This window comes from Selenomonas sputigena ATCC 35185, assembly GCF_000208405.1.
GTDB classification, from domain to species: Bacteria; Bacillota; Negativicutes; order Selenomonadales; family Selenomonadaceae; genus Selenomonas; species Selenomonas sputigena.
Genome location: NC_015437.1, coordinates 1,105,603 through 1,131,754, shown reverse-complemented (window position 1 = coordinate 1,131,754; position 26,152 = coordinate 1,105,603). Strand labels below are relative to the sequence as shown.

The 26,152-nt window shown below is 58.5% G+C and carries 20 protein-coding genes; 5 read left to right on the top strand and 15 right to left on the bottom strand.

Annotated elements, in window-relative coordinates:
- Window positions 1–66 precede the first annotated feature (66 nt).
- Genes SELSP_RS05085 through SELSP_RS05075 form a run of 3 tightly spaced genes read right to left on the bottom strand, consistent with a single transcriptional unit; the run spans window position 67 to window position 2,557 of the window.
- Complete coding sequence (locus SELSP_RS05085; protein ID WP_232362310.1) at window positions 67–885, bottom strand: hypothetical protein; 819 nt, start codon at window positions 883–885, stop codon at window positions 67–69.
- Window positions 882–1,796, bottom strand: a complete 915-nt coding sequence (locus tag SELSP_RS05080) for a dihydroorotate dehydrogenase (RefSeq protein ID WP_006190859.1) — start codon at window positions 1,794–1,796, stop codon at window positions 882–884. The genes SELSP_RS05085 and SELSP_RS05080 overlap by 4 nt, the downstream gene beginning before the upstream one ends.
- Entirely contained in the window at window positions 1,793–2,557 is a 765-nt protein-coding gene (locus tag SELSP_RS05075) for a dihydroorotate dehydrogenase electron transfer subunit (RefSeq protein ID WP_006190860.1), read from the bottom strand. The genes SELSP_RS05080 and SELSP_RS05075 overlap by 4 nt, the downstream gene beginning before the upstream one ends.
- 160 nt (window positions 2,558–2,717) lie before the next feature.
- Here SELSP_RS05075 and SELSP_RS05070 point away from each other — a divergent pair, with 160 nt between their 5' ends.
- The 3 genes from SELSP_RS05070 to SELSP_RS05060 all read left to right on the top strand — a co-directional run bounded on the left by SELSP_RS05070 (window position 2,718) and on the right by SELSP_RS05060 (window position 6,566).
- On the top strand, window positions 2,718–3,146 hold the full coding sequence (locus tag SELSP_RS05070) for a Fur family transcriptional regulator (RefSeq protein WP_013740752.1): 429 nt from the start codon (window positions 2,718–2,720) through the stop codon (window positions 3,144–3,146).
- A 120-nt stretch (window positions 3,147–3,266) separates the two neighbouring features.
- The gene (locus SELSP_RS05065; protein ID WP_006190862.1) at window positions 3,267–5,216 is read left to right on the top strand and encodes a peptidase U32 family protein; all 1,950 of its coding nucleotides are present in this window, start codon (window positions 3,267–3,269) and stop codon (window positions 5,214–5,216) included.
- A gap of 111 nt (window positions 5,217–5,327) precedes the next feature.
- Window positions 5,328–6,566: an aspartate aminotransferase family protein gene (locus tag SELSP_RS05060; RefSeq protein ID WP_232362333.1), complete on the top strand. Its 1,239-nt coding sequence runs from the start codon at window positions 5,328–5,330 to the stop codon at window positions 6,564–6,566.
- A 73-nt stretch (window positions 6,567–6,639) separates the two neighbouring features.
- Here the strand turns inward: SELSP_RS05060 and rpoC are convergent, their stop codons facing one another.
- The 9 genes from rpoC to SELSP_RS05015 form a co-directional block, all read right to left on the bottom strand.
- A complete protein-coding gene (gene rpoC / locus SELSP_RS05055) occupies window positions 6,640–10,722 on the bottom strand; it encodes a DNA-directed RNA polymerase subunit beta' (protein WP_013740751.1) in 4,083 nt (1,360 codons plus the stop codon).
- 17 nt (window positions 10,723–10,739) lie between these two features.
- Window positions 10,740–14,477 carry a DNA-directed RNA polymerase subunit beta gene (gene rpoB / locus SELSP_RS05050; protein ID WP_006190868.1) on the bottom strand — a complete coding sequence of 1,246 codons (3,738 nt, stop codon included), beginning with the start codon at window positions 14,475–14,477 and terminating at the stop codon, window positions 10,740–10,742.
- Window positions 14,478–14,806: 329 nt separating this feature from the next.
- Window positions 14,807–15,244 (bottom strand): UPF0158 family protein, encoded by a 438-nt coding sequence (locus SELSP_RS05045; protein WP_013740750.1) that lies wholly within the window; start codon window positions 15,242–15,244, stop codon window positions 14,807–14,809.
- A 15-nt stretch (window positions 15,245–15,259) separates the two neighbouring features.
- Window positions 15,260–16,147 carry a prephenate dehydrogenase gene (locus SELSP_RS05040; protein WP_006190873.1) on the bottom strand — a complete coding sequence of 296 codons (888 nt, stop codon included), beginning with the start codon at window positions 16,145–16,147 and terminating at the stop codon, window positions 15,260–15,262.
- Window positions 16,144–17,157 carry a 3-deoxy-7-phosphoheptulonate synthase gene (gene aroF, locus SELSP_RS05035; protein WP_006190874.1) on the bottom strand — a complete coding sequence of 338 codons (1,014 nt, stop codon included), beginning with the start codon at window positions 17,155–17,157 and terminating at the stop codon, window positions 16,144–16,146. Before aroF ends, SELSP_RS05040 begins: the two co-directional genes overlap by 4 nt.
- 19 nt (window positions 17,158–17,176) lie before the next feature.
- Window positions 17,177–17,650 (bottom strand): N-acetyltransferase, encoded by a 474-nt coding sequence (locus SELSP_RS05030; RefSeq protein WP_006190875.1) that lies wholly within the window; start codon window positions 17,648–17,650, stop codon window positions 17,177–17,179.
- Window positions 17,651–17,671: 21 nt separating this feature from the next.
- Complete coding sequence (gene nth, locus SELSP_RS05025) at window positions 17,672–18,301, bottom strand: endonuclease III (RefSeq protein ID WP_006190877.1); 630 nt, start codon at window positions 18,299–18,301, stop codon at window positions 17,672–17,674.
- Between the two features lie 7 nt (window positions 18,302–18,308).
- Window positions 18,309–19,670: a PFL family protein gene (locus SELSP_RS05020; protein ID WP_013740748.1), complete on the bottom strand. Its 1,362-nt coding sequence runs from the start codon at window positions 19,668–19,670 to the stop codon at window positions 18,309–18,311.
- Between the two features lie 41 nt (window positions 19,671–19,711).
- Window positions 19,712–19,981: an ACT domain-containing protein gene (locus tag SELSP_RS05015; protein ID WP_006190881.1), complete on the bottom strand. Its 270-nt coding sequence runs from the start codon at window positions 19,979–19,981 to the stop codon at window positions 19,712–19,714.
- Between the two features lie 172 nt (window positions 19,982–20,153).
- Between SELSP_RS05015 and dat the strand changes: the two genes are divergently transcribed.
- Together dat and SELSP_RS05005 are read left to right on the top strand one after the other, a co-directional pair.
- Window positions 20,154–21,056 (top strand): D-amino-acid transaminase, encoded by a 903-nt coding sequence (gene dat, locus SELSP_RS05010; protein WP_013740747.1) that lies wholly within the window; start codon window positions 20,154–20,156, stop codon window positions 21,054–21,056.
- Window positions 21,057–21,243: 187 nt separating this feature from the next.
- The gene (locus SELSP_RS05005; protein ID WP_006190884.1) at window positions 21,244–22,638 is read left to right on the top strand and encodes a pyruvate carboxylase subunit B; all 1,395 of its coding nucleotides are present in this window, start codon (window positions 21,244–21,246) and stop codon (window positions 22,636–22,638) included.
- Window positions 22,639–22,717: 79 nt separating this feature from the next.
- Here SELSP_RS05005 and SELSP_RS05000 read toward each other — a convergent pair whose 3' ends face one another.
- The 3 genes from SELSP_RS05000 to SELSP_RS04990 all read right to left on the bottom strand — a co-directional run bounded on the left by SELSP_RS05000 (window position 22,718) and on the right by SELSP_RS04990 (window position 26,118).
- Entirely contained in the window at window positions 22,718–24,364 is a 1,647-nt protein-coding gene (locus SELSP_RS05000; protein ID WP_006190885.1) for a nucleoside kinase, read from the bottom strand.
- 139 nt (window positions 24,365–24,503) lie between these two features.
- Window positions 24,504–25,499 (bottom strand): inorganic phosphate transporter, encoded by a 996-nt coding sequence (locus SELSP_RS04995; protein WP_006190886.1) that lies wholly within the window; start codon window positions 25,497–25,499, stop codon window positions 24,504–24,506.
- Complete coding sequence (locus SELSP_RS04990; RefSeq protein WP_006190887.1) at window positions 25,492–26,118, bottom strand: DUF47 domain-containing protein; 627 nt, start codon at window positions 26,116–26,118, stop codon at window positions 25,492–25,494. The genes SELSP_RS04995 and SELSP_RS04990 overlap by 8 nt, the downstream gene beginning before the upstream one ends.
- Between the last annotated feature and the right edge of the window lie 34 nt (window positions 26,119–26,152).

Below are 26,152 nucleotides of genomic sequence, written 5' to 3'. Positions count from 1 at the left end.
CAAAAACCGTAGATTATCCACTGCCCTTGCGCGATGCAGCGCAGGGGATTTCTGTCAGTGCCAACGTCAGCGATAGCGCAGACGGTACGTCTTTCCTTCGGGCAGGGCGACGCTGCCGTCGCCCGACGCGCCGACCGCCTTCAAGGCTTCCTTGTACTCCATTGGCACGGAAAGCACCTCCGTCTTGAAGGTTGCCGTGCCATCGCCGTCCAAGTCGAGCGTGAAGCCCGAGCGCATCCTTTGACCGCTGCGCTCAAGGTAGTCGAAATCGCCCTCGCCGTCGTCATCTATCTCGCCGCGAATCTTCAGCGTCATGCCGATGAAAGCGATGTCCGAAAGCCTCGTCGCCGCGCTCTCGGGCATCAGGGAGATATTTCCCTCCTTGACTTCGAGCGAATTGCGTGCCGCCACAGCCGAGAGAATCTGTACCTCAACATGACCATCGTCGCTTCTAAGACTCCTCGACGTGCGCATGAGTTCGCTCCAGCGCGGCACCGTGACCTTGTAGGAGTCGATGACGGCGACGTAGCCCGCCCTGTCGTCTTCCTCCACCTTGCCATAGAGCCGCACATAGTCGCCGCGCGACGGGCGCGGCTCGGCGGCGCTGACACCCTTGCCCTCAACGAGGAGGCGCGGCCCGCCCTCGTGCATCTCAGTCTGCATCGCCGCGCCGTCGATATCGACGACACGCGCGACGAACTGCACTTCCTTGCCCTTGAACTTCGCAGGATTCTCCGAAAACTTCGCGCCCTCGACGAACTCGGGATGGTGCGGCGGCTCGCGGTAGACGGCGCTCCTTCCGCCGCAGCCGGCAGAGAGCGTGAGCAGGAAGAACAGCGCAAAGAGGAAGGCGAAGCGCATCCTGCGCCCTTTCCCTGACCTCAAAGTTCCAACGCCCCTATCAAATCCCGCGCATGATCAATGCCCTGGCGCTCCAAATACGCATCGAGTCCTTCGGCCGCCTCGACGACGGCACGCGGATTCGCGAAGTTCTCCGCGCCGATCTCGACGGCACTCGCACCGACTAGAAGGAACGCTGCCACATCCTCGCCTGTCTGTATGCCGCCCATGCCGATGACGGGAATCGAAACCGCCTGCGCCGCCTGATAGACCATGCGCAGGGCGATGGGCTTGACGGCAGGGCCGGAAAGGCCTCCCGTGATGTTGCCGAGGAGCGGCTGACGCTTTTCGACATCGATCGCCATGCCCGTCAGCGTGTTGATGAGCGATACGGCGTCGGCACCTGCCTCCTCGACGGCGCGCGCCATCTGCGGGATGTCGGTGACGTTCGGCGAAAGTTTTACAATGACGGGCTTCTTCGTATGCTTTTTGACCTCCTGCGTCACACGCGCCGCCTGCACAGGGTCAGTGCCGAAGACGATGCCGCCTTCCTTGACGTTCGGGCATGAGATATTGACCTCGATGCCATCGACGCCCTCGACGTCGAGCATTTGCGCCATCTCGCCGTATTCCTCCGCCGTGCCCGCGCTGATGTTGACGATAAACGACGTCGGCAGTTTTGCCGCCTCGGGCAGGATGTCACGGCAGAACACCTCAATGCCGGGATTCTCCAAACCGATGGAATTGAGCATGCCGGCGGGCGTTTCGGCGATGCGCACGCCGCCGTTTCCCGCACGCGGCTTCGGCGTGATGCCCTTCGAAACGACGGCGCCGACGTCCGCGAGGTCGAGGAAATCTTCATACTCCATGCCGAAGCCGAACGTGCCCGACGCGCCCATGATCGGCGTCGCCATGCGAATGCCCGCGACCTCGACGGCAAGCCTTTCCCTGTTCATTCAAAAACCTCCTCCGCCGCAAAGACCGGCCCTTCCGTGCAAACTTTGCGTCTCCTGCCCGTCGCCTTTCCCTCAAAGGTGCAGCCCAGACAGACGCCGAAGCCGCACGCCATGCGCTTTTCCAACGATACCTCGCAGGAAAGCCCCGCGCTCCGCGCCAGACGCGCGATGCCGTCCATCATCGGGTCAGGGCCGCAGACCTTGACAGCATGCACTTCATTCTCGCAAAGGACGAGCGGCATCAAATGAAGCGGATAGCCGTGAAAGCCGCTCGTTCCGTCGTCCGTCGCGATATAGACCGCCTTCGCATGCGGTGTGAAGAACCGCGTCCAAAAAGTCTCTGGCTCAGAACGTGCGCCGATGATGACGACGGGCTTTTCGCGCAGGCGACGCGCGAGCAAAAGGAGCGGCGCTAGTCCCAAGCCGCCGCCGACGAGAAGCGCAGACTCGTCCGTGAGCGTAAAACCCGTGCCGAGTGCGCCCTCGACGCTCAGGCTTTCGCCTGGTCGCAGCGTGGAAAGCTCCGCCGTCCCTTCGCCCAAGATGCGGTAAAAGAGCGTGATCGTCCCCTTCTCGTCGTCGATGTCCGCCACGCCGAAAGGACGGCGCAGAAGATGCGCGCTCTTCGGCTTCTTCACCATGACGAACTGCCCCGGCTCTGCTCCCGCCGCAATCTTCGGCGAGAGAAGTTCCATCTGCCAGATGTCGGGCAATATGGCGCGGTTCAAAACGACAACGGCATCCTCCAAAGTTTTTTTCAAGGAATCGTCCTCCTGTCCTCATCTCTCATCTCTTTTGTAGAAATTATAGCACAGAACAAAGCATCTGCCCAATGATTCTTTCTTCTGCACCCTACCCCTTTCCGCCCTCCTATGGTATGATGAGAAAAACCGTGTATACCCTCGACAAAAGGAGGATGTCATGACTGAAGATCATCTGGAACTCCTGCGCTCCAAAGGATACAAGCTGACTCCGCAGCGACGCGCCGTCCTCGACGCCTTTCATGAATGCGACCCCTTCCCCACGGCCCAGCAGCTTCTTGCCGCCGTGCGCAGGAAGCATTCCAACGTCTCCCTCGATACGATATATCGCAACCTCGCGCTCCTCTCGAATCTCGGCGTCATTCACGAAATCTACCGCGCAGCGGGAAACGTCTACGAGATCATCGAGCCGGGTCATCACCATCACCACCTCGTCTGTACGGAATGCGGCAAGACGGAGTGTATCGACATCTGTCCCATGCAGGAAGCCTACACGAAGGAAGCCGAGAAAAGAGGCTTCCTCATCACGGGGCACATCTTTGAATTCTACGGCATCTGTCAAGAGTGCCGTGAAAAGAACGGCCTTTGAAAGGTCCATCTAGACTTCGAGGACATATACAATCTTTACGGAAATTCGCCAGAAAGGCTAGAAATATGGTATACTATACGTTAAACGGAAAAATTATGAGCAAAGGAGCATGAAAAAAATATGCTATTAACCCGTAATTGCGTGGAGCTTCTCGCACCGGCCGGCACTTGGGACGCCCTCGTCGCCGCCGTCGAGGCGGGCGCGAACGCCGTCTATCTGGGCGGCAAGCACTTCAACATGCGCATGCACCACGGCGATACGAATTTCGACAACGAGATGCTGAAAAAAGCCGTCGACTTTACGCACGAGCACGGCGTCAAGCTCTATATCACATTGAACAACCTCATCAGCGAGGAAGAGCTTCCCGCCCTGCGCGAATATCTGCTCTACCTGCAGGAGATTCGCCCCGACGCGATCCTCGTGCAGGACTTCGCCGTGCTTGAGCTGAAAAAGGAACTGGGCATCGACATCCCGCTGCACACCTCGGTCATGATGAATACGCACAACGAGGCGGCGATTGAAAAACTCAAGGAATACGGCATCACGCGCATCGTTGTCGGGCGCGAGATGACGCTTTCTGAACTGAGTCTCTTCAAGGAACGTACAGGACTCGAAGTCGAATACTTCATGCACGGCGACATGTGCATGTCCGAGAGCGGCCAGTGCATCCATTCGGGTGTGCTCTTCGGTCAGAGCGGCAACCGCGGCCGCTGTCTGAAGCCCTGCCGCTGGGCGTATGAGCTGATCGACGAGGCGACGGGCGAGGTCTTGGATGCCGAGAGCGAAGGCCCGTACAAGCTCGCTTTGAAGGACATGTGCATGTATCGCAACATCCCCGAGCTCATTCAGGCAGGCGTTCACTCCTTCAAGATCGAGGGACGCATGCGCCCGGCGGAGTTCATCCGCCGCATCGTGCGCACCTACCGCAAGGCGATTGACAGCTACATCGCCGATCCTTTCGGCTACCAAGTCGACGAAGCGGGCTGGCGCGACCTCTTCGACAACCGTGCGCGCGACTTCACGACGACGTTCGCCTTAGGGCCGACGACAGCACGCGACATCGGCTTTGACGGCACGCGAGAACCTCGCTTCTTCAGCGAGGCCGTGAAGGAGCCGGGCTTCCAGGACGACATTCTGAAGGCGGAGCGCCCCATCGCACGCGAGAATGCGCCCCATCGCCGTCTCTCGGTGCGCGTCGGCGACATCGAAGGCGCACGCGCCGCCATCGAGAGCGGCGCCGATGCCGTCTACGTCGGCGGCGAGGCATTCCGCCCCCAGAAGCCGTGGCGACTCACGGACATCGAATCCGTCATCGAAACGGCGAATGAATCGGGCGCAAAGGTCTTCGTCAATACGCCGCGCACGACGATGCGCCGCGAGTGCGGCGAGCTTGAGCAATTCTTCACGGCGCTTGAACGCCTGCAGCCCGCAGGCGTTCTCGTCAGCAACCTCGGCTCCCTGCGTCTCGCCCAGACGATCACAAACCTGCCCGTACAGGCTGATCTCTCGTTCAACCTTTTCAACCATCTCGCCGCAAAATTCCTCAAGGAAAACGGTCTTGCCATGGCGGCATCCTCCTTCGAACTTTCCTTCGAGCAGCTTAGGCGTCTCGTCGAAGCCTCGGAGCTTCCCATCGAAACGGTCGTGCACGGCTCTTACGAATCCATGATCCTCGATCACAATCTGCCCGAGATGTCCTTGGGCGGCTACGACCCGCTGAAGAATCCCGAATTTCTCGATCGCCGCTATGCACTGCGCGACAGGGCGGGCGAGGTTCATTCCATCCGCATCGACCAGTTCGGGCGCAACCACCTCTACTTCGCGAAGGATCTGTGTCTTTATCCGTACCTTGAGAAGTTCAACGGCATCGCCTCCTACCGCATTGAGGCGCAGGACTACGCGCCTGCGCTTGTCGCTCTCGTCACGAAAACGTACCGTGAGGCGCTCGATGCGCTCTCACGCGGGGAAAAAGCTTTCGATGAATCCGCGCTCGCCGCACTCGCCGCGAAGAGTCCGCGCGCTTTCGGTCTCGGCATCTACCGTTTCCGCGAGTCGAAGGATTCGATCTAAAAAGCGCGGATGAATCCAACACTCATGTCATCCACGCTCCCCTAAGGAGGTCATTATTTGAAAGAATACATCGGCGCTGAAGCCATCCTCGAAAAAAAGAAGAAGTACATCATGCCCTGTCTCGGCCACTTCTACCGTGAGCCGCGCCAAATCGTGCGCGGCTCCATGCAGTACCTTTTCGACAGCGAGGGCAGAAAGTATCTCGACTGTTTCGCGGGTGTTTCCGTCATCAACTGCGGCCACTGCAATCCCGAGATTACGGAGAAGGTCACAAAGCAGGCTAAAACATTGCAGCATGTCTGCAACATCTACTTGACGGAGAACTTCGTGAACCTCGCCGAAAAACTTGCCGAGATCACGCCCGGCGACCTGCAGAAGAGCTTCTTCTGCTCGACGGGCACGGAAGCGACGGAGGGCGCTGCGCTGCTCGCGACCATTCACACGGGAAGCAGCGAGTTCATCGCACTCCGAAACGGTCTGCACGGGCGCACAAAGCTCACGATGAGCCTTACGGGCATCGGCATGTGGCGCACCGATCCGAACCCCGTCGGCGGCATCCAGTTCGCACCGAACCCGTACTGCTACCGCTGTCCGCTCGGCAAGACCCATCCCGAATGCGGCCTTGCCTGCGCCGATGAGGTCGAGACGATCATCCGGACGGCAACGAGCGGCAAACCCGCCGCCTTCATCGCCGAAAGCATTCAGGGCAACGCCGGCATCATCGTGCCGCCGGAAGGATACTTCCAGCGCGTCAAAGAAATCATCTCGTCCTACGGCGGTCTCTTCATCGCGGACGAGGTACAGACGGGATTTGCTCGCACGGGCAGGATGTTCGCCATCGAGCACGCGGGCGTCACACCCGACATCATGTGCGTCGCCAAGGCGCTCGGCAACGGGCAGCCCATCTCCGCCTTCATCGCGAGCGCCAAGGTTGCCGACAGCTACACGAAGCCTGGTGCTTCAACCTTGGGCGGCAACCCCGTTTCGAGTACGGCAGGACTCGCCGTCCTCAACTACATCGAGGAGCATCGCCTCGCCGAAAACGCCGAAGCGCGCGGTCGAGAGTTGCGCAAGGGACTTGCCGAGATCCAGAAGCGCCACCCTATCATCGGCGACATCCGCGGTCTCGGTCTCATGACGGGCGCAGAATTCGTTCATAGCGACAAGAGTCCTGCCCCCGAAGAACTGGACATGGTGCTCGAAGAGCTTAAAGATCGCGGCTTCATCGTCGGCAAGAACGGCGTCGCCAGAAACGTCATGGCGTTCCAGCCACCGCTCATCATCACGGAAGAGAATATCAACGACGTGCTCAATGCCCTTGAGCAGGTGTTGGTGAAGTTCAAGTTGTAGAAACAGCAGTTTTCCACATAAAAAATCCCGCGAGTGCCAAAACTCGCGGGATTTTTTTACAAGAAAATCGCTCTCAAGCGCCGATATTTTCTTCTGTCGCTTTGTCTTCCTTCTCTTCGACAGCTTCTTCCGCATGGAGCGTCGGTTCTTCCATCGACGTCTCCTCGGACTCAGCCGCCATTTCCTCGCCGTCGCCTTCGGGCGGCTCGGGAACGGGCGGATTCGGATCGACGACCGCGATGTTGCGATAGCGTCCCATGCCGGTTCCTGCAGGAATCAGCTTGCCGATGATGACATTCTCTTTCAGACCGATCAGAGGATCGACCTTGCCCTTGATGGCAGCGTCCGTGAGAACGCGCGTCGTTTCCTGGAAGGAGGCTGCCGACAGGAAGGAATCCGTCGCGAGCGACGCCTTCGTGATGCCGAGGAGAATCGGCTTCGCGACAGCAGGCTCGCCGTCGGCCTCGATGGCGACGGCATTCGCCGCTTCAAAGGAGTTGATGTCGACGTATTCGCCGGGCAGGAAGCTCGTCGTGCCCGCCTCCTCGATCTTCACCTTGTGCAGCATCTGGCGCACCATGACCTCGATGTGCTTGTCGTTGATCTCAACGCCCTGCGACTTGTAGACCTTCTGCACCTCATAGACAAGGTAGCGCTGCGTATCGCGCAAACCGCAGACGCGCAGGATGTCGTGCGGATTGATCGATCCTTCCGTCAGGCGATCGCCAGGCATGAGATGGTCGCCGTCGTGCAGGGCGAGGCGTGCGCCGTAGGGAATCGCATACTCGCGCGATTCGCCCGATTCAGGAACGATCAGGAGCTTTCTCATGCCCTTGCCCGTATCCGTGATCTCAACCGTTCCTTCGATCTCAGCGATGATTGCATGGTGCTTGGGCTTTCTCGCTTCGAACAGTTCTTCAACGCGCGGCAGACCCTGCGTGATGTCCTCACCCGCAACGCCGCCCGTATGGAACGTGCGCATCGTGAGCTGTGTGCCCGGCTCGCCGATGGACTGCGCGGCAATCGTGCCGACGGCCTCGCCGACCTCGACTTCCGTCTGGTTCGCGAGATCGCGTCCGTAACATTTAACGCAGACGCCGAACTGCGATTTGCACGTCAAGACGCTGCGGATGGACACACGCTCGCGCACCGCCGCGATCTTCTTGGCAAGCGCCTCGTCGATCGCATCGTTGAGCGAGGCGACCTTCTCGCCCGTCTCAGGATTGAAGATGTCTTCCGCCAGCACACGTCCCGTGATGCGATCCTCCAACGACTCAATGATGCCGTTGCCTTCCTTGATGGCTTCGACCTCGATGCCGCGCACATTGTTATTGCGCACCTTGAGCTCCTTGGCATCGCTCGCAAGGATGGCCTCGATCTGCTCTTCCGTCAAATCGACGGCGGCGGGAACGATCTCTGTGCCTTCGCTGTCTGTGACGGCATAGCGCGTTTCCTTGCCGAGCATTTCGTGAATCATAGCGTGCTTGATTTCCGCACGGCGCGCCTCGTCCGGCTCGCCAAGGGCAATCTTCTCCGAGACCATCGTGCTGCTGATGATGGCTTCGGAGGTCAGGGAAGAGCCGCGCAGGACGATCTCATGCACATCTTCCTCGGCAAGAAGTTCCAAATCGCCTTCCGTCAGCACCGTGTCCTTCGGCAGCAGCAGTTCATCCGTCGCAGGACTCATGATGTCCGCTGCCGTCAGGCGGCCGACGAGCTGCTCATCGAGGATCTCGATGGCATCCGCCGCCGACTCCGCGAGGCGTGCTCGCTCACGCAGCAAATTGATGCTCTCCACATCGCAGTCGTCCTCGCGCACGATGACGTCCTGTGCGACATCGACGAGACGGCGCGTGAGGTAGCCCGAGTCCGCCGTACGAAGAGCCGTATCGGCAAGACCCTTTCTCGCGCCGTGCGAGGAGATGAAGTAGTCGGAAACCGTAAGACCCTCGCGGAAGTTCGCCGTGATCGGCAGGTCGATGATCTTGCCCGACGGGTCGGCCATGAGGCCGCGCATGCCGGCGAGCTGACGCATCTGCTGCTTGTTGCCGCGCGCGCCCGAGTCCGCCATCATGAAGATGGGGTTGAAGGCATCCATGTTGTCCATCATGGCGTCCGTCACATCGTCCGTTGCCTGCGTCCAAAGCGCGATGACCTTGTTGTATCGCTCCTCATCCGTAATGAGACCGCGGCTGAACTGACGCTCGATGCCATTGACCTGCTTCTTCGTCGCCGCGAGGATGTCCTGCTTCTTCTCGGGCACGATGATGTCGGAAATCGCGACCGTCATGCCCGCAAGGCACGCATAGTGATAGCCGAGGTTCTTGACGTCGTCGATGACGACGGCCGTGCGCGCAGCGCCGAAGTGATCGAAGCAGTTTGCCACGAGCTTGCCGAGCTGCTTCTTGTCCATGCGGATGCCGAGGCACCACTGCCCCGTCTCCTCATCCTTGTGGTAATAGCGAAGCTCCTGCGGCAGGATCTCGTTGAAGATCATGCGCCCGAGCGAAGTCTTGACGAGGCCGTATCCCTCGATGCGCACCTGAATCTCCGCCTGCAGGGCAAGCTCTTGATGCTGATACATCAAAAGCGCTTCCTCGATGCCCGTGACGATCTTGCCCTCGCCCAGTGCGCCGGGGCGCAGGATCGTCAGATAGTAGGCGCCGAGCACCATGTCCTGCGTCGGCACGATGATCGGTCTGCCGTCCTTCGGCGCGAGGATGTGGTTCGCAGCGAGCATGAGTATGCGCGCCTCCGCCTGCGCCTCTGCCGACAGTGGCAGATGAATCGCCATCTGATCGCCGTCGAAGTCGGCATTGTACGCCGTACACGCGAGCGGATGAAGCTTCAGCGCACGTCCTTCCGTCAGCACTGGTTCGAATGCTTGGATGCCGAGGCGATGCAGCGTCGGAGCGCGGTTCAGGAGGACAGGATGCTCCTTGATGACCTCTTCGAGCATATCCCAGACCTCTGGACGCGCGCGCTCGACCATGTGCTTGGCGCTCTTGATGTTCTGTGCGAGAGCGGAACTCACGAGCCTCTTCATGACGAAAGGCTTGAAGAGTTCGAGCGCCATTTCCTTCGGCAGACCGCACTGGTGGAGCTTTAACTCAGGGCCGACGACGATGACGGAGCGTCCCGAGTAGTCGACGCGCTTGCCGAGAAGGTTCTGACGGAAGCGTCCCTGCTTGCCCTTGAGCATGTCGGAAAGCGACTTCAGCGGGCGGTTGCCCGGCCCCGTGACGGGGCGGCCGCGGCGGCCATTGTCGATCAAGGCGTCGACGGCCTCCTGCAGCATGCGCTTCTCGTTGCGCACGATGATGTCCGGCGCACCGAGATCGAGGAGACGCTTCAAGCGGTTGTTGCGGTTGATGACGCGGCGGTAGAGGTCGTTCAGATCACTCGTCGCAAAGCGTCCGCCGTCGAGCTGCACCATGGGGCGAAGCTCGGGCGGAATGACGGGGACGGCGTCGAGCACCATCCACGAGGGCTGATTGCCCGACTTGCGGAATGCCTCGACGACTTCCAGTCGGCGGATCGCGCGAATCTTGCGCTGCCCGCTGACCTCGCGCAAGTCTTTCCTGAGCTCCTCGTTCATCTTATCCAAATCGAGCTCCACGAGAAGCTCCTTCACGGCCTCAGCGCCCATGCCGACGCGGAAGGCGCTGCCATACTTGGCGCGGTTATCGCGATATTCGCTCTCCGTCAAGAGCTGCTTCTTGATGAGCGGTGTATCGCCCGGATCAAGGACGATGTAGGAAGCGAAGTAGAGAACCTTTTCCAACGCGCGTGGGGAAATGTCCAAGATGAGACCCATGCGGCTCGGTATGCCCTTGAAGTACCAGATATGGGAAACGGGAGCAGCAAGCTCAATGTGACCCATGCGCTCGCGGCGCACCTTGGCGCGCGTCACCTCGACGCCGCAGCGGTCGCAGACGACGCCCTTGAAGCGAATCCTCTTGTACTTGCCGCAGTGGCATTCCCAATCGTGCGTCGGTCCGAAGATGCGCTCGCAGAAGAGCCCGTCACGCTCGGGTTTCAGCGTGCGGTAGTTGATCGTCTCCGGCTTCTTGACCTCACCATAGGACCACTCGCGGATCTTGTCCGGCGATGCCAGACCGATGCGCATCGAGTCAAATTCGTTTACATCCAACAACGAGGGTTCACTCCCTTCTACTTATCCGAGAAATCGTCATCGCTCATCACATCGTCCGCGATGTCATCCATCTCCCCCAGAGTCTCGAAACTGCTGAAATCGGCAATGATCTCATCGCCGTCCAACTCCTCGGAGGATTCTTCCTCGGTTTCTTCACCCGCTTCAGCGTCCGCAGGCGGCTGTTCCTTATCTTTCTGCGCAGCGACTCCCGCGACGTCGAGGTCGAGTTCGTGCGCTGTCGCATTGATATCGTCGTCATCGTCGTGGATGACGATCTCCTGTGCGTCTTCCGTGAGTACCTTGATGTCAAGGCCAATGCTCTGCAGTTCCTTGATGAGCACCTTGAACGATTCGGGCACGCCAGGCTCGGGGATGTTCTCGCCCTTGACGATGGCTTCGTACGTCTTGACGCGGCCAACGACGTCGTCGGACTTCACCGTGAGGATTTCCTGCAGGGTGTACGCCGCGCCGTAGGCCTCAAGCGCCCAGACCTCCATCTCGCCGAAGCGCTGGCCGCCGAACTGCGCCTTGCCGCCCAGCGGCTGCTGCGTGACGAGCGAGTACGGCCCCGTCGAACGCGCATGAATCTTGTCGTCGACGAGATGATGGAGCTTGAGCATGTAGACGCAGCCAACCGTCACTCGGTTTTCAAACGGTTCTCCCGTGCGTCCGTCGTAGAGGATTGTCTTGCCGTCCTCGGGCAGTCCTGCGGCGCGAATCGTGCCGAACACCTCGGCGTCACCCGCGCCGTCGAAGACGGGCGTCGCGATGTGGATGCCCGCCACGTCCGGCTTCGGCACGCCATGCGCCTCGACGTCGTAGCCGATCGAGCGCAGGCGCTCGCCCACCGTCGGGTCGCCCGCCTTGATCTGCATGCCGAGGGCGCGCACCGCCATGCCCAGATGCGTTTCCAAAATCTGTCCAATGTTCATGCGCGAAGGCACGCCCAACGGATTGAGCACGATGTCGACCGGCGTGCCGTCCGGCAGGAACGGCATGTCCTCCTGACGCATGATGCGCGAGACGACGCCCTTGTTGCCGTGACGGCCGGACATCTTGTCGCCGACCGAGATCTTGCGCTTCTGCGCGATGTAGACGCGCACGAGATGATTGACGCCCGGCGGCAGCTCGTCGTTGTTCTCACGGCTGAACGACTTGACGTCGACGATCTTGCCCGCCTCGCCGTGCGGCACGCGAAGCGACGTGTCGCGCACCTCGCGCGCCTTCTCGCCGAAGATGGCTCGCAGCAGGCGCTCTTCTGCCGTCAGCTCCGTCTCGCCCTTCGGCGTGACCTTGCCGACGAGGATGTCGCCCGGCAGCACGTCGGCGCCGATGGAAATGACGCCGTTTTCATCGAGATCCTTCAGTGCATCGCCCGAAACGTTCGGGATGTCGCGTGTGATCTCTTCCGAACCGAGCTTCGTATCGCGTGCATCGCATTCGTATTCCTCGATGTGGATGGATGTGTAGAGGTCGCGCTTTACAAGGTTCTCCGAAAGGAGTATGGCATCCTCGTAGTTGTAACCTTCCCACGGCATGTAGGCGACGATGATATTGTAACCGAGCGCAAGCTCGCCATGATCCGTCGCAGGACCGTCGGCGATCGGCTGCTTCTCGAAGACCTCCTCGCCCTTCTCAACAATCGGCACCTGGTTGATGCATGTGCCCTGGTTTGAGCGCTGGTACTTCTGGAGTTTGTAAATGTCGAGGTCTCCCTCGTGCGTGCGCACCTGAATCTGATCGGCCGTGACCTTCTCTATGACGCCCGCACGCTTTGCGAGAATCATGACGCCCGAGTCGCACGCCGCCTTGTACTCCATGCCCGTGCCGACGAGAGGCGCCTGCGTGCGCAGAAGCGGCACGGCCTGACGCTGCATGTTCGCTCCCATCAGGGCGCGGTTCGCATCGTCGTTTTCGAGGAACGGAATCATCGCCGTGGCGATGGAGACGACCTGCTTCGGCGAAACGTCCATGTAGTCGACGCGATCGCGCGCCACGAGAACCGTCTCCTCATTGTAACGTGCCGTGACGCGCTCGTTGACAAACCAGCCGTTTTCGTCGAGCGGCTCGTTCGCCTGCGCGATGACGATCTTGTTCTCCTCGTCTGCCGTCAGGTAGCGCACATCGTCCGTCACGCGGTGCGCCGCCTTGTCCACCTTGCGGTACGGAGTTTCCATGAAGCCGAACTGGTTGACGCGCGCGTAGTTCGACAGCGAACCGATGAGGCCGATGTTCGGACCTTCCGGCGTCTCGATTGGGCACATGCGTCCGTAATGGGAGTTGTGGACGTCGCGCACCTCGAAGCCCGCACGCTCGCGCGAGAGGCCGCCGGGGCCAAGCGCTGAGAGGCGGCGCTTATGCGTAAGCTCCGACAGCGGATTGTGCTGATCCATGAACTGCGAGAGCTGAGACGAGCCAAAGAACTCCTTGATTGCCGCGACGACAGGACGAATGTTGATGAGCGCCTGCGGCGTGATGACGTCGACATCCTGGATCGTCATGCGTTCCTTGACCACGCGCTCCATGCGCGAAAGGCCGATGCGGAACTGGTTCTGCAAAAGTTCGCCGACAGAGCGCACGCGGCGGTTGCCCAGATGATCGATGTCGTCCGTCGTGCCAACGCCGTCCATGAGGTTCAGCAGATAGTTGATCGACGCCATGACGTCGTTGCACGTGATCGTGCGATGATTGTAGGGAAGCGTACGCGAGCACAAGACCTTCATACTCTTGCCGTCGCCCGTCTGCGTGCGCGCAAAAAAGACGGCGGGCTTATCCTCGCCAAAAAGAGCATCCTCCTGCTCCGCTGTGATGTTTTCAAGCATCGACTCGTCGACGACGACGTCAGCCGGCACGACGACCTCGCCCGTCTCCTTGTCCACGATGGGCTGCGCGAGCACCCTGCCAAGAATGCGGCGCTTCCAGCCCAGCTTCTTCGTCAGCTTGTAGCGGCCGACCATAGCGAGATCGTAGCGCTTGGGATCGAAGAAAAGGCTGTCGAGGAGCTGCTGCGCATTGTCGACCGTCGGCGGCTCGCCGGGGCGCAGACGCTTGTAGATCTCGACGAGAGCCTCCTCCTTGGAGCTTGCGCCGTCACGTTCCAGCGTTGCCTGGATGCGCTCATCGTAGTTGAACAGCTCGGCGATCGCACTGTTGGAGCTGTAGCCGAGCGCACGCACAAGGATGGTCACGGGCAGTTTCCTCGTGCGGTCGATGCGTACGGAAATGACGTCGTTCGCATCCGTTTCCAGCTCAATCCACGCGCCGCGGTTCGGAATGATCGTCGCGTTGTAGAGCTTCTTGCCCGTGGTGTCGATCGTCTCACCGTAGTAAGCGCCCGGCGAACGCACGAGCTGGCTGACGATGACACGTTCCGCGCCGTTGATGATGAAGGTTCCTGTATCGGTCATGAGCGGGAAATCACCCATGAACACTTCCTGCTCCTTGATTTCGCCCGTCTCGCGATTGATCAAGCGCACGTTGACGCGCAGCGGCGCTGCGAGCGTAACGTCCCTCTCCTTGCACTCATCAAGCTCGTACTTCGGCTCGCCGAGCGAGAAGTCTTCAAAGGACAGCACAAGATTTCCAGTAAAATCTTGAATCGGTGAAATATCCTGGAAGATCTCCCGCAGGCCCTCCTTCAAGAACCATTCGTAGGAGTTCCTCTGAATATCCAAAAGATGCGGCATATCCATGACTTCCTTGATCCTTGCATAGGTATACCTGTTTCTCTTGCCCACCGGCACAGGACTAAACATTAAATCCCTCACCCCTTAGCCAAATATCGGTCTATAACCAAAAGCACGCAAAAAAGACAACGAAGGACAGGAAAGTCAAAAAAAGACAAGGCATAAAACTGTCGCTTGATACCTTGTCCGCTCTCTCCCATCTTGCTCGCTATCATTCGGGAAGCGCTGATAAATGCAGCGATTCCTTTACGTTTATTCAGTTCTCATGCGTCCAACAATGCGTTAAACGCGCAAATGCGCATAGTTGGAATAACATACACGCTGTAATAAATGATTTTAGCATGGGATTATCCAATATTCAATGGGTCTTTTCTCCCTCAAGGAAATTTTTCACAGATTCATTCGCGATAGGCGATAGCATTCTCCTCGCACCAATCGCGTGCAAGCATGAGAAGACTCGACGAAAGATGCGCCTGCCAGGCCGCCGCCAAGGAAAGGCGCTGCACCGCACGTCGAAAGCGCAGCCGGGCAGAAGCGCCGCGCAGGGTTTCCTCAAGGGCAGCACGCGCCTCCTGCGGTGCCTTTTCTGCAAAAGTCTGCATGATGGAGCGAATCTCTGCATTGTAGATGTCTGGCAGCGGCACATAGCGCTGCCAATCCTCCTCAATGGAAAGCAGCCGCTCCATGCGTTCTTCCTCCCGAGACGCCGCTTCGGTTTGCGCGTCGGATTCGTCTTCTCTCATCAAGATGATGCGCCCGTCACGCGTATCGGCATAGCCCTGCAATACGTCAGTCTTTTCCAGTGCGGCGGCCAGCTCCTGCAAAGAGATTTCCAACAATGTCCCTCCCCGTCATACGAGATCGTACATCTTTTCCGTTCGGTCGAGGATGGCGTCACGCCGCTCCTTGCTCGCGGCAAAGTAGCGATGCACGGCTTCACGATCGCCCGCTTCGATGGAAGCGATGACCGTTCCGAGGATCGCCTGCAGATCGCGCAAGTGACCCGTGATCGCCTCTCGGTTCGTCATGCAGATATCCGCCCACATATCGGCGTTCGAAGATGCGATGCGCGTCGTATCCTTGAAGCCGCCGCCCGCGAGCTTCAGGCACGATTCCATATCGCCTTCGCTCTGATTGAGGAGCGTCACGAGCGCCGCTGCCGTCACATGCGGCACATGGCTGATGATTGAAGCGCAGCGATCGTGCTTTTGTATATCGAGGCGCAGGAAGTTCGCCTCCGTATGAGAAAGCACCGACATCAATTTCTCGTGCGCCTCGGGCGGCGCTCCCGTATCCTCGACGATGACGTAGGCCTTGTGACGGAAAAGATCGGCGGACGCCGCCTCGACGCCGCTCTTCTCACGCCCCGTCATCGGATGCCCCGCGATGTAGTGGACGCCCGCGGGCAGAATGCCCTGGATATGCTGCCAAAGATACGCCTTCGTGCTTCCCGCATCCGTCAAGATCGCACCTTTCTTGAGATACGGCACGATTCGTTCCAGCATCGGCGTCATCTGCAGCACGGGCGTCGCCAGAAACACGATGTCAGCACCCTCGACGACTTCGCGAACGTCAGACGACGCCATGTCGACAGCGCCGCGCTTTACGGCAAGATCCATGGACTTCTGCGTGCGGCAGAGTCCCGTGATGAAGATGTCCGCCCCGAGCTTCTCCTTTAAGCAAAGTCCCAAAGAGCCGCCGATGAGTCCGACGCCGATGATAGCCAGCTTCATCTTCATGCCTCGCGCCCCATGAAGCGTGCGATGTCACGCACCTCTTCCATCGTCTTCTGGAAGTTCTCAGGCGTCAGGGACTGATCGCCGTCCGAGAGCGCGACTTCAGGATGCGGATGAACCTCGATGATGAGGCCGTCAGCGCCGGCCGCAATCGCCGCACGCGCCATCGCGGGCACCATCTGCCAGCGTCCTGTGCCGTGGCTCGGGTCGACGATGATCGGCAGGTGCGAGATCTCCTTGATGGCAGCGACAGCGCTCAGATCGAGCGTATTGCGCGTATACGTCTCGTAAGTGCGTATGCCGCGCTCGCAGAATACGACGTTGTCGTTGCCGCCGGCCATGATGTACTCCGCCGCGTTGAGCCACTCGCTGATGGTCGCGGAAAGGCCGCGCTTCAAGAGTACAGGCGTATGCACCTTGCCGACTTCTTTGAGCAACTGGAAGTTCTGCATGTTGCGCGCACCGATCTGGATCATGTCGGCATACTTCGTGATCAGTTCGACGTCGTTGATGTTCACGATCTCCGTCACGACCTTGAGCCCCGTCTTGTCCGCCGCCTCGCGCAGCATCTTCAGCCCGTCTTCCGCCAGTCCTTGGAAATCATAGGGCGAAGTGCGCGGCTTAAAGGCGCCGCCGCGCAGGAACTTGGCACCGTACTTCTTCACGCACTCGGCCGCTTCCATGAGCTGCTCCATGCTCTCGACAGCGCACGGTCCCGCCATGACCGTCAAGTGCCCCGCGCCGATCTTCACGCCTCCGACGTCGATGACGGTGTCTTCGGGCTTGAACTCGCGGCTTACAAGTTTGTACTTCTCCGTGATGCGCACCGTTTTTTCCACCCCGTCGAGAGAATTCATCTGCAGTCCTGCAATGATCTTTTTGTCACCGATCACGCCGACGATCGTGCGTTCATCGCCTTCCGAAAGATGGTACTTGAGACCGGCTCGCGTGATTTTCTGCTCCACTTTCTCAAGGTTTTCCTTTGTCGACGTCGGACTCATTACAATGATCATGACACAACCTCCTGCAAAATCAATGACTGTTCGCGTCCGCAGCCTCCCGCACCATGGCGATCTCGTCACAGTTCGGAAACTTCGGACAGTCGATGCATTCCTTCCAGACCTTCTGCGGCAGCTCCTCCTTGGCAACGATATGGAAACCGAGCGTCTTGAAGAAGCCTGGCTTGTACGTCAATGTGAAGAATCGCCGCACGCCGAGCGCACGCCCTTCCTCCATGAGCCGATGCACGATTTCCGATCCGATGCCGCAGCGTGCAAGCGCAGGGTCGACCGCCATCGTGCGAACCTCTGCGAGACCGTCCCACATCATGTGCAGGCCGCCGACGCCGACGATCTTGCCCTCATCATCTTCGGCAACGATCATATCGCGCAGCGTCTCGTAGAGGGTGTTGCGCGAACGTGCGAGCATCGCGCCGTCCGCCGCATAGTCGTTCACGAGATGAAAGATGCTCTCCACATCAGCGAACACGGCCTTTCTGTACTTCAAAATCTTTCCCCCATTCGCTGCTCACTCACGGCTTGGGCAGACATCCGCGAGCGGACACTCGCCGCAGAGCGGGCGATTCGCCTTGCATACGCGCCTGCCGTGGTAGATGAGCCAGTGGTGCGCCGCACTCCACTTTTCGCGCGGAATCACCTTCATCAGCCCCTTCTCCACCGCGAGCGGCGTCTCGCCCACAGCGAGCTTCAAGCGGTTCGCTATGCGAAAAACGTGCGTATCGACGGCGATGGCGGGGCGGCCGAAAGCGACGCTCGTCACGACGTTCGCCGTCTTCCTGCCGACGCCCGGCAATTTGAGGAGCGTATCGTAGTCGGACGGCACCTCGCCGCCGAACTCCTCGACGAGCGTGCGGCACGTCGCCATGATATTCTTCGCCTTATTGCGGAAAAGTCCGCAGTCCTTTATTTCCTCTTCAAGCCCCGAAATCCCCAAGGCGACGATGGCCGCAGGCGTCGCCGCCTTCTTGAAGAGCCGTGCCGTCGTGATGTTCACGCGCTTGTCCGTGCACTGCGCCGACAGGATGACGGCGATCAGAAGCTCGAAGGGATTGCTGAAATGCAGCTCAGGCTTGGCGCCGCGGTACGTCTCTTCGAGGATTTCCAGCTGCTTTTCGCGTATCTTCTTCGTGACTCGCATCGCGTCCTCAGTTCGTCAGGCTGCGCACGGGCGCCGGGATTCGTCCGCCGCGAGCGACGAAAGCCTCCGAGCTGAAGGCGTCCTTGACGGGCATGATCGGGCAGCGCCCCAAGAGGCCTCCCCACTCCACCTCGTCGCCAACCTTCTTTCCGGGCACGGGGATGACGCGCACCGCCGTCGTCTTGTTGTTGATCATGCCAATCGCCGCCTCGTCCGCGATGATTCCCGAAATTGTCGCCGCCGACGTATCGCCCGCGACCGCGATCATGTCGAGGCCGACGGAGCAGACGCACGTCATCGCTTCAAGCTTTTCCAGCGAGAGACTGCCGCGTGCCACAGCGTCGATCATGCCCGCATCCTCGCTGACGGGAATGAACGCGCCCGACAGCCCCCCCACATGCGAAGATGCCATGAGACCGCCCTTCTTGACCGCATCGTTTAAGAGCGCGAGCGCCGCCGTCGTGCCCGGAGCGCCGCAGCTTTCGAGTCCCATCTCCTCCAAGATGTGCGCGACACTGTCGCCGACTGCCGACGTCGGCGCAAGCGAGAGGTCGATGATGCCGAAGGGTACGCCGAGCCGCTTCGACGCCTCGCGTGCCACGAGCTGTCCGACGCGCGTGATCTTGAACGCCGTGCGTTTGATCATCTCCGCCACCTCGGAGAAATCCGCGCCCTTGATGTCCTCCAAGGCGCGCTTCACAACGCCCGGCCCGCTGACGCCGACGCTCACGACCTTATCCGCCTCGGAAACGCCGTGAAAAGCGCCCGCCATGAAGGGATTGTCCCCCGGCGCATTGCAAAAAACGACGAGCTTCGCGCAGCCGATGGCCGCCTGATCGCGCGTCAGTTCCGCCGTACGCTTGATGACCTCGCCCATCTCGCGCACGCAGTCCATGTTGATGCCCGCCTTCGTCGAACCGAGGTTGACCGAGGAACAGACGAGATCCGTCGAGGAAAGCGCCTGCGGGATGGACGAGATGAGCACCTGATCGCCATGCGTATATCCCTTTTCCACGAGCGCGGAAAAACCGCCGATGAAGTTGATGCCGATCTCCTTCGCCGCACGATCGAGCGCCTCAGCTACGGGAACGTAGGAATCCGTCTTGCAGGCGTCCGCCGCGATGGCGATCGGCGTGACGGAAACGCGCTTGTTGATGATGGGGATGCCGTACTCCGCCTCGATGTCCTTGCCTGTCTGTACAAGGAATTCCGCCGACTTTGTGACCTTGTCGTAGACATTGCGGCAAAACTGCTCGATGTTCGGATGCGCGCAGTCACGCAGCGAGATGCCCATCGTGATCGTGCGCACGTCGAGCTTGTTCTCCGTAATCATGCGGTTTGTTTCTAATATATCGTCAATGGTAATCACAGAAAGACCTCCTGCAGCATGCTAAAAAACCGTCCAAGTCCTCAAACCTTGTGCATCGCGTTGAAAATATCTTCATGCTGCGTCTTGATCTCGACGCCGAGCGCTTCGCCCTTCTCCTGCAAAAGCTGCCGCACAGCAGCGAGCTCGATCTTGCTGCCCGCCATATCAGCGATCATGACCATATTGAAAAAGCCGTCCATGATATTCTGGTTGATACTCAGAATGTTGACGCCGTTTTCAGCCAAGAGCGTGCTGACTGCCGCGATGATGCCCACACTGTCCTTGCCGACGATCGTAACCACGATTTTCATTTGCAACCCCTCATTCTTTCCGACAATGCGATATGCACTGCCGCCGTTTTCTGTTTGAAATGCTATGTTTTTTCATTATATCAGTCAAATGCTGAAAATCCAAGAGGGCGCGTCTCCCAAATTGTTTTTTGCATCCGTTTCCGTTATAATGAGAGGAGCATTTCCTGACACAATGCAAAAAATTCATCCTTACACCATCAAGGAGGCCATTCTTTTGAAGGAACTCAGCTTTTTCAACGATCATTTCTATGCACCGGGCGAGGCGCAGGTCGACATCGAGGACCGCGGCTATCAGTTCGGCGACGGCATCTACGAGGTCACGCACGTCTACAACGGCAAACTCTTCGCCTTCGACCGCCACCTCGCACGCTTCCGCCGCTCCATGCGCGAGATGCACATCCCCATCACCTACATGGACGAGGAACTCACCGCCATTCACAACGACCTCATCGAAAAGAGCGGCATCAAGAGCGGCGCGATCTACTTCCAAGTCACGCGCGGCACGGCAGCGCGCGCCTTCCCCTTCCCCGGTCGTGCCACGCCGAACCTCTCGATGACGATCCGCGAGAGCACGCCGAACCGTGAGCAGCAGGAACGCGGCATCTCTCTCACGCTCGCCGAAGACATCCGCTGGTTGCGCTGCGACATCAAGTCTCTGAACCTTCTCGGCGCCGTCTTTGCCAAGGAAAAGGCGAAAGCGGAAGGATGTGAAGAGGCTCTGCTCTACCGCAAGGACACGGGGCTCGTCACCGAGGGCGCGAGCAGCACCTTCTTCCTCATCAAAGACGGCGTCGTCTGGACGCATCCGCTTGACCATCTCGTATTGCCGGGCGTCACGCGTGCTGTCGTCGTCGAGGAATGCGCCAAGGAGCTCGGTCTGACCGTCATCGAAAAGACCTTCACGCCGGAGTTCGCTCAGAAGGCAGACGAAGCATTTGAAACGAGCACAAGCCTCGAAGTCACACCCGTCATAAAGATCGGCGGCAAGAAGATCGGCTCGGGCGCCCCTGGCGAAATCACGAAAAAGATCATGGAGTCCTTCCAAGGATTGATAAAAAAAGAGTGCTTCAACTAAAACGCACGAGACAAAAGCGGCTGTACGTCAGCCGTTTTGTCTCGTGTTGGCAGAATTTTTCGCGTATTGGAAAAAACCTGCAAAAATCGCAACTTTTCATTGACAATATCCAAAATAGTACCTATACTTGTAGTGAAGCAAATACATCATGTTTATGGTAGTATAACCCGAAGGAGTGTGTTTTTTTATGGCAAAAAAGGTAAAGATCACCGAAACAGTACTTCGCGACGGGCATCAGTCCCTGTGTGCGACGCGCATGCATTACTCCCAGATGGAGCCCATGCTTGCAGCGCTCGACAAGATCGGCTACAACTCGTTGGAAGCTTGGGGCGGTGCGACCTTTGATACGTGCCTCCGCTTCCTCGACGAAGATCCGTGGGAGAGGCTCGACAAGCTCAAGGCTCGTCTCAAGACCCCGATCCAGATGCTGCTTCGCGGTCAGAACCTCCTTGGCTACAACCACTATTCGGACGATGTCGTCAAGAAGTTCGTCGAGAAGGCTTCTGAGCACGGCATGGGCGTATTCCGCATCTTCGATGCGCTGAACGACGTTCGCAACCTCAAGACGGCGATCAACGCTGCTCTCGGCTGCAAGGAAAAGCCGCATGTACAGGGCTGCCTCGTCTACACGCTCAGCCCCTATCATACGAACGAAGTCTTCGTCGACCTTTCCAAGAAGCTGCAGGAAATGGGCTGCCATTCCGTCTGCATCAAGGACATGTCCGGCCTTCTGAAGCCGTATGTCGCAGAAGACCTCGTGAAGAAGCTCAAGGCTGCGCTCGACATCCCCATCCAGCTCCACACGCATTATACGTCCGGCTTCGGCAGCATGACGTACCTCAAGGCGATCGAGGCTGGCGTCGACACCGTTGACTGCGCGCTCTCGCCGTTCGCTCTCGATACGTCCCAGCCCTGCACGGAGACGATGGTCGCCGCTCTCGAAGGCACGCCGTTTGACACGGGTCTCGACCGTCAGGCCATGACGCCGATCGCCAAGCACTTCCTGCAGGTCAAGCAGGATCTCATCAAGGAGTTCAACCTCAAGGGCTACTTCGACGTCAACCCGAACGTCATCGACTTCCAGATTCCTGGCGGTATGCTCTCGAACCTTGCGAACCAGCTCAAGGAGCAGGGCATGGAAGACAAGTTCCAGGATCTCCTCGACGAAATGCCGCGCGTGCGCGAAGATGTCGGCTATCCGCCGCTCGTCACGCCGTCCAGCCAGATCGTCGGCACGATGGCGACGTTCAATGTCATGACGGGCGAGCGCTACAAGATCGTTCCGAAGGAATTCAAAGACCTCGCACGCGGCAAGTTCGGCAAGCCGCCGGTGGAAGTCAGCCACGAGTACCTCACGAAGACGCTCGGCATACCCGAGAGCGAGATCATCACGGACATCGTCGCCGAGGATGCGAAGGCTCCGAAGCTTGCAGATTTCGAGAAGGAAATGAAGGCAAAGGGCTTCCTCAACCCGACGGAAGAAGATATCCTCTCCTACGCTCTCTTCCCGCAGGTCGCAGAAGAGTTCTTCAAGAAGCACTATGCACCGATGAACGCTTACGATATGTCCAAGAAGGGCTGAAGCAGCCATCGCTGACCTCCTCGCAGGGAGGCAACAAAAAAACCACGCGAAAGCGTGGTTTTTTTGTTGCCTCTCTTCCCTATTTGAAGAAGATCGATTTGCCGATGAATTCGCGCAGGAGTGAATTGTTCGGAATGTCGTATTCCTCCGTGATGTCCGAAAAGCAGCGGCAGAAATCAAGCAGGCGGTTCGCCTTCGTGTACTCAGGCACATCGCGCGGCACCATCTCCAGAAGCGGCACGGCGTAGCGCTTCAAGACGGCAAGCTCATAAATCAGAGCCGAATTGAACATCGCATCCGCTTCCTCTTGGAATGGAAAGATGTTCTTCTCCTCCCCCGCGCGCACATCGGGCCACTGACGCAAAGTCTTCAAGGCATAGGCGCCACGGAACTGATAGTCGCGCACCATGCGGCGAAGAAGCCGTGCATCCGTCGTCGGTATGCGGTTGTGCGCGTCGATATTGAGCTGCGTCAAAGCGCTGATGTAGATTTTATATTTCTTGCCGCGCGGCACGGAGGCAGTCAATGCCTCGTTGAGTCCATGGATGCCCTCGGCGATCAACGGCGATGTCGGCGCGATGGAAAGATGCTCCGACCCCACCTCGCGTTTCCCCGTGAGGAAGTTGTAATGCGGCAGGATAACTTCCTCGCCGTTCAGCAGGCGCACGAGATGGTCGTTGAACAACTCGACATCGAGTGCACCGATGTTCTCAAAGTCATACGCCCCTTCCTTCGTACGCGGCGTATCCTCCCAGTTGCGGAAGTAGTCGTCAAGTGAGATGGAAACCGGCTCGATGCCGTTGACGCGAAGCTGGATGCGCAGGCGCTGGGCGAACGAGGTCTTGCCCGAAGACGACGGCCCCGCGATCAAGACGAGACGCAATTCCTTGATATTCGATGCAATATGATCGGCAATCTCGGCAATCTTCTTTTCATGCAGAGCCTCCGATACATGGATGATGTCAGCCACCTCGCCGCGACGGATATAGCGGTTGAGATCAGACACATAGTCGCAGTGCAGGACACTCGCCCAACGCTCCGCCTCCATGAGGATGCTGCCAAACTTCGGCTGCGCCTTAAACGCAGGCACGATCTCAGGCGCGCTTGGCTCCGGCGTGCGCAGCAGCACGCCGCCCGGCATGGCATCGAGAGCAAACTTATCCAAAACGCCCGTTGCAGACACCATTGGGCCGAACAGATAGTCATAAAACTCGCCACAGTAGTAAAGACTTGCCTTCTCTGTCTCAAGAGACATGACGAGATTCGCCTTTTCAATCTGCTCTGATTTCTTAAAGAGCTGCACGACTTCCTCTCGCTGCAGGCGCTTCTTGACGATCGGACGGTTTTCTGCGACAATCTCGCGCATGCGCTGCTCCAACGCACGCACCACGCTCTCCGTCACATCGAACGGCGACTGTATGGCACAATAAAGCCCCTTGTGCGCCGTAAACTGCACGACGACTTCCGCCTCAGGATAAAGCTCCCGCACCGCCATGATGAGCAAGAATACCACGGATCGGCGATAGATGCGCCGTCCGAACTCGCTCCTCGTATCAACAAGCTCAATCGTATGAAAGTCTCCGACAGACGTCTGCAAATCGCGCAGCACATTATCCACACGCGCTGCCACGATAAGCGGCTCTCCTTTTTTCTGCACCTCCTGCGCAAGCTCCAACAGCGTCATTTCGGCAGGAATCTCCCGCCCCTTTCCCTTCTCCCAGCGCATGTCTCTTCCTCCTACCATCCTGTACAGCTAAACGACAAACTATAAGAGATCCCTATAAAAAGAAACGGCTGAAACGCACGCCGAAAGCGTCCATTTCCAGCCATTGACAACAACATAAGAAGCCATGAGCAGTAATTTCCTAAAAAATCCAAAGAACAATCTGATATGCCAATGCCCCCATGACAGCCGTACACGGAATCGTCAGCACCCATGCCACAAGCATCTGCTGTGCGACACCCCAGCGCACGGCGCGAATGCGCTTCGCCGTGCCGACGCCCATGATCGAGCCGGAAACAACATGCGTCGTACTAACGGGCAGGTGCAGAAGCGTCGCCGAAAAGATGACGATGGAAGAATTGAGATCGGCAGCAAAGCCGCTGATCGGCTCAAGCTTGAAGATCTTGCCGCCAATCGTGCGGATGATGCGCCAGCCGCCGAGCGCCGTGCCGCACGCCATCGCCGCCGCACACAGGAACTTCACATAGTCGGGCACCTCAAAGCTCGACAGATAGCCGCCGGAAAGCAGCGCCAGCGTAATGATGCCCATCGACTTCTGCGCATCGTTCGAGCCGTGCGAAAATGCCATGGCCGCAGCCGAGAGAATCTGCATCTTCTTGAAACGCCCGTTGAGCGCCGACGGCGCAAATTGACCAAATAACAGGAAGAGCACCGTCATGACGATGAAGCCGGAAAAAATCGCCAAGAGCGGCGACGCAATCAGCGACAAGACGATCTTGCCAATGCCTATGAAGTTCAGTCCCGTGCTCCCTGTGGAAACGAGCACGGCACCAATAATGCCGCCGACCAGTGCATGTGAAGAGCTGCTTGGCATCGCCACATACCAAGTGAAAAGATTCCAGATGATTGACCCCATGAGAGCCGCTATGATGATATGCTCATCGACCATCTCCGCGCTCGCAACGATGTCGCCGCCAATCGTCTTCGCGACACCCGTGCTGTAAATCGCACCGAGGAAGTTCAGCACAGCCGCCATGATGATGGCGTGCGCAGGCTTGATGGCGCGTGTCGAAACGGACGTAGCAATAGCATTCGCCGTATCGTGAAAACCATTGATGAAATCGAACAGCAAGGCGAGCACGATGACCGTCAGGATGAGGAACTGCAGCTCATGCATACTTCATCACCACGCCGCGCACCATGTCCGCGACCTTCTCGCAATGATCGAGCGTATCTTCCAGATACTCCAGAAGATCTTTCCATTTGATGAGTTCGATGGGATCTTTGAGGTTCTCAAAGAGATTGGCAACCTCATTGCGATAGACGCGATCCCCTTCGCTCTCCAAGCTGCTGATGCGGTGCGTACACTTTAAGATCTCATTCTGATTCTTCTTCACATGTTTCAAAAGCTTGAACGCCTTCATCATCTCCTCCGTACATTCGATGAGGAGCTTCGTGAGGGCAATCGCGCTGTCGCGAACGCCGCCGATATGATACATGACGACACGCTGCAGCGTGCCCTGCAGGAAATCGACGCCATCGTCCAAGCCATTGGCGAGCGCGTAGATATCCTCACGATCGATAGGCGTGATGAATGTCTGGTTGAGCTTGTCAATGATCCTGTCATTGACGGCATCGGCCTCATGCTCAAGATCGATGATCTCGCGCATCTTCGCCTCCGCCTTGCTGTAGTCCTGCATGACCTCATCCATCATCACAGCGCATTTATGGAAATACTGGGCGCTTTCGAGGAACAAGTCGAAAAACTCCGAGTCCTTGTTCTTGAAATTAAACATGTGCTTCCTCCCAGAATACAGTAATCATCGACTC

Excerpts from the sequence above, each read along its gene's own strand:
- SELSP_RS05080 (WP_006190859.1), bottom strand. The coding sequence starts at position 1,796 with ATGAACAGGGAAAGGCTTGCCGTCGAGGTCGCGGGCATTCGCATGGCG.
- SELSP_RS05070 (WP_013740752.1), top strand. The coding sequence starts at position 2,718 with ATGACTGAAGATCATCTGGAACTCCTGCGCTCCAAAGGATACAAGCTG.
- SELSP_RS05065 (WP_006190862.1), top strand. The coding sequence starts at position 3,267 with ATGCTATTAACCCGTAATTGCGTGGAGCTTCTCGCACCGGCCGGCACT.
- SELSP_RS05060 (WP_232362333.1), top strand. The coding sequence starts at position 5,328 with ATGCCCTGTCTCGGCCACTTCTACCGTGAGCCGCGCCAAATCGTGCGC.
- rpoB (WP_006190868.1), bottom strand. The coding sequence starts at position 14,477 with ATGTTTAGTCCTGTGCCGGTGGGCAAGAGAAACAGGTATACCTATGCA.
- SELSP_RS05040 (WP_006190873.1), bottom strand. The coding sequence starts at position 16,147 with ATGAAGATGAAGCTGGCTATCATCGGCGTCGGACTCATCGGCGGCTCT.
- aroF (WP_006190874.1), bottom strand. The coding sequence starts at position 17,157 with ATGATCATTGTAATGAGTCCGACGTCGACAAAGGAAAACCTTGAGAAA.
- nth (WP_006190877.1), bottom strand. The coding sequence starts at position 18,301 with ATGCGAGTCACGAAGAAGATACGCGAAAAGCAGCTGGAAATCCTCGAA.
- SELSP_RS05015 (WP_006190881.1), bottom strand. The coding sequence starts at position 19,981 with ATGAAAATCGTGGTTACGATCGTCGGCAAGGACAGTGTGGGCATCATC.
- dat (WP_013740747.1), top strand. The coding sequence starts at position 20,154 with ATGCAAAAAATTCATCCTTACACCATCAAGGAGGCCATTCTTTTGAAG.
- SELSP_RS05005 (WP_006190884.1), top strand. The coding sequence starts at position 21,244 with ATGGCAAAAAAGGTAAAGATCACCGAAACAGTACTTCGCGACGGGCAT.
- SELSP_RS05000 (WP_006190885.1), bottom strand. The coding sequence starts at position 24,364 with ATGCGCTGGGAGAAGGGAAAGGGGCGGGAGATTCCTGCCGAAATGACG.
- SELSP_RS04995 (WP_006190886.1), bottom strand. The coding sequence starts at position 25,499 with ATGCATGAGCTGCAGTTCCTCATCCTGACGGTCATCGTGCTCGCCTTG.
- SELSP_RS04990 (WP_006190887.1), bottom strand. The coding sequence starts at position 26,118 with ATGTTTAATTTCAAGAACAAGGACTCGGAGTTTTTCGACTTGTTCCTC.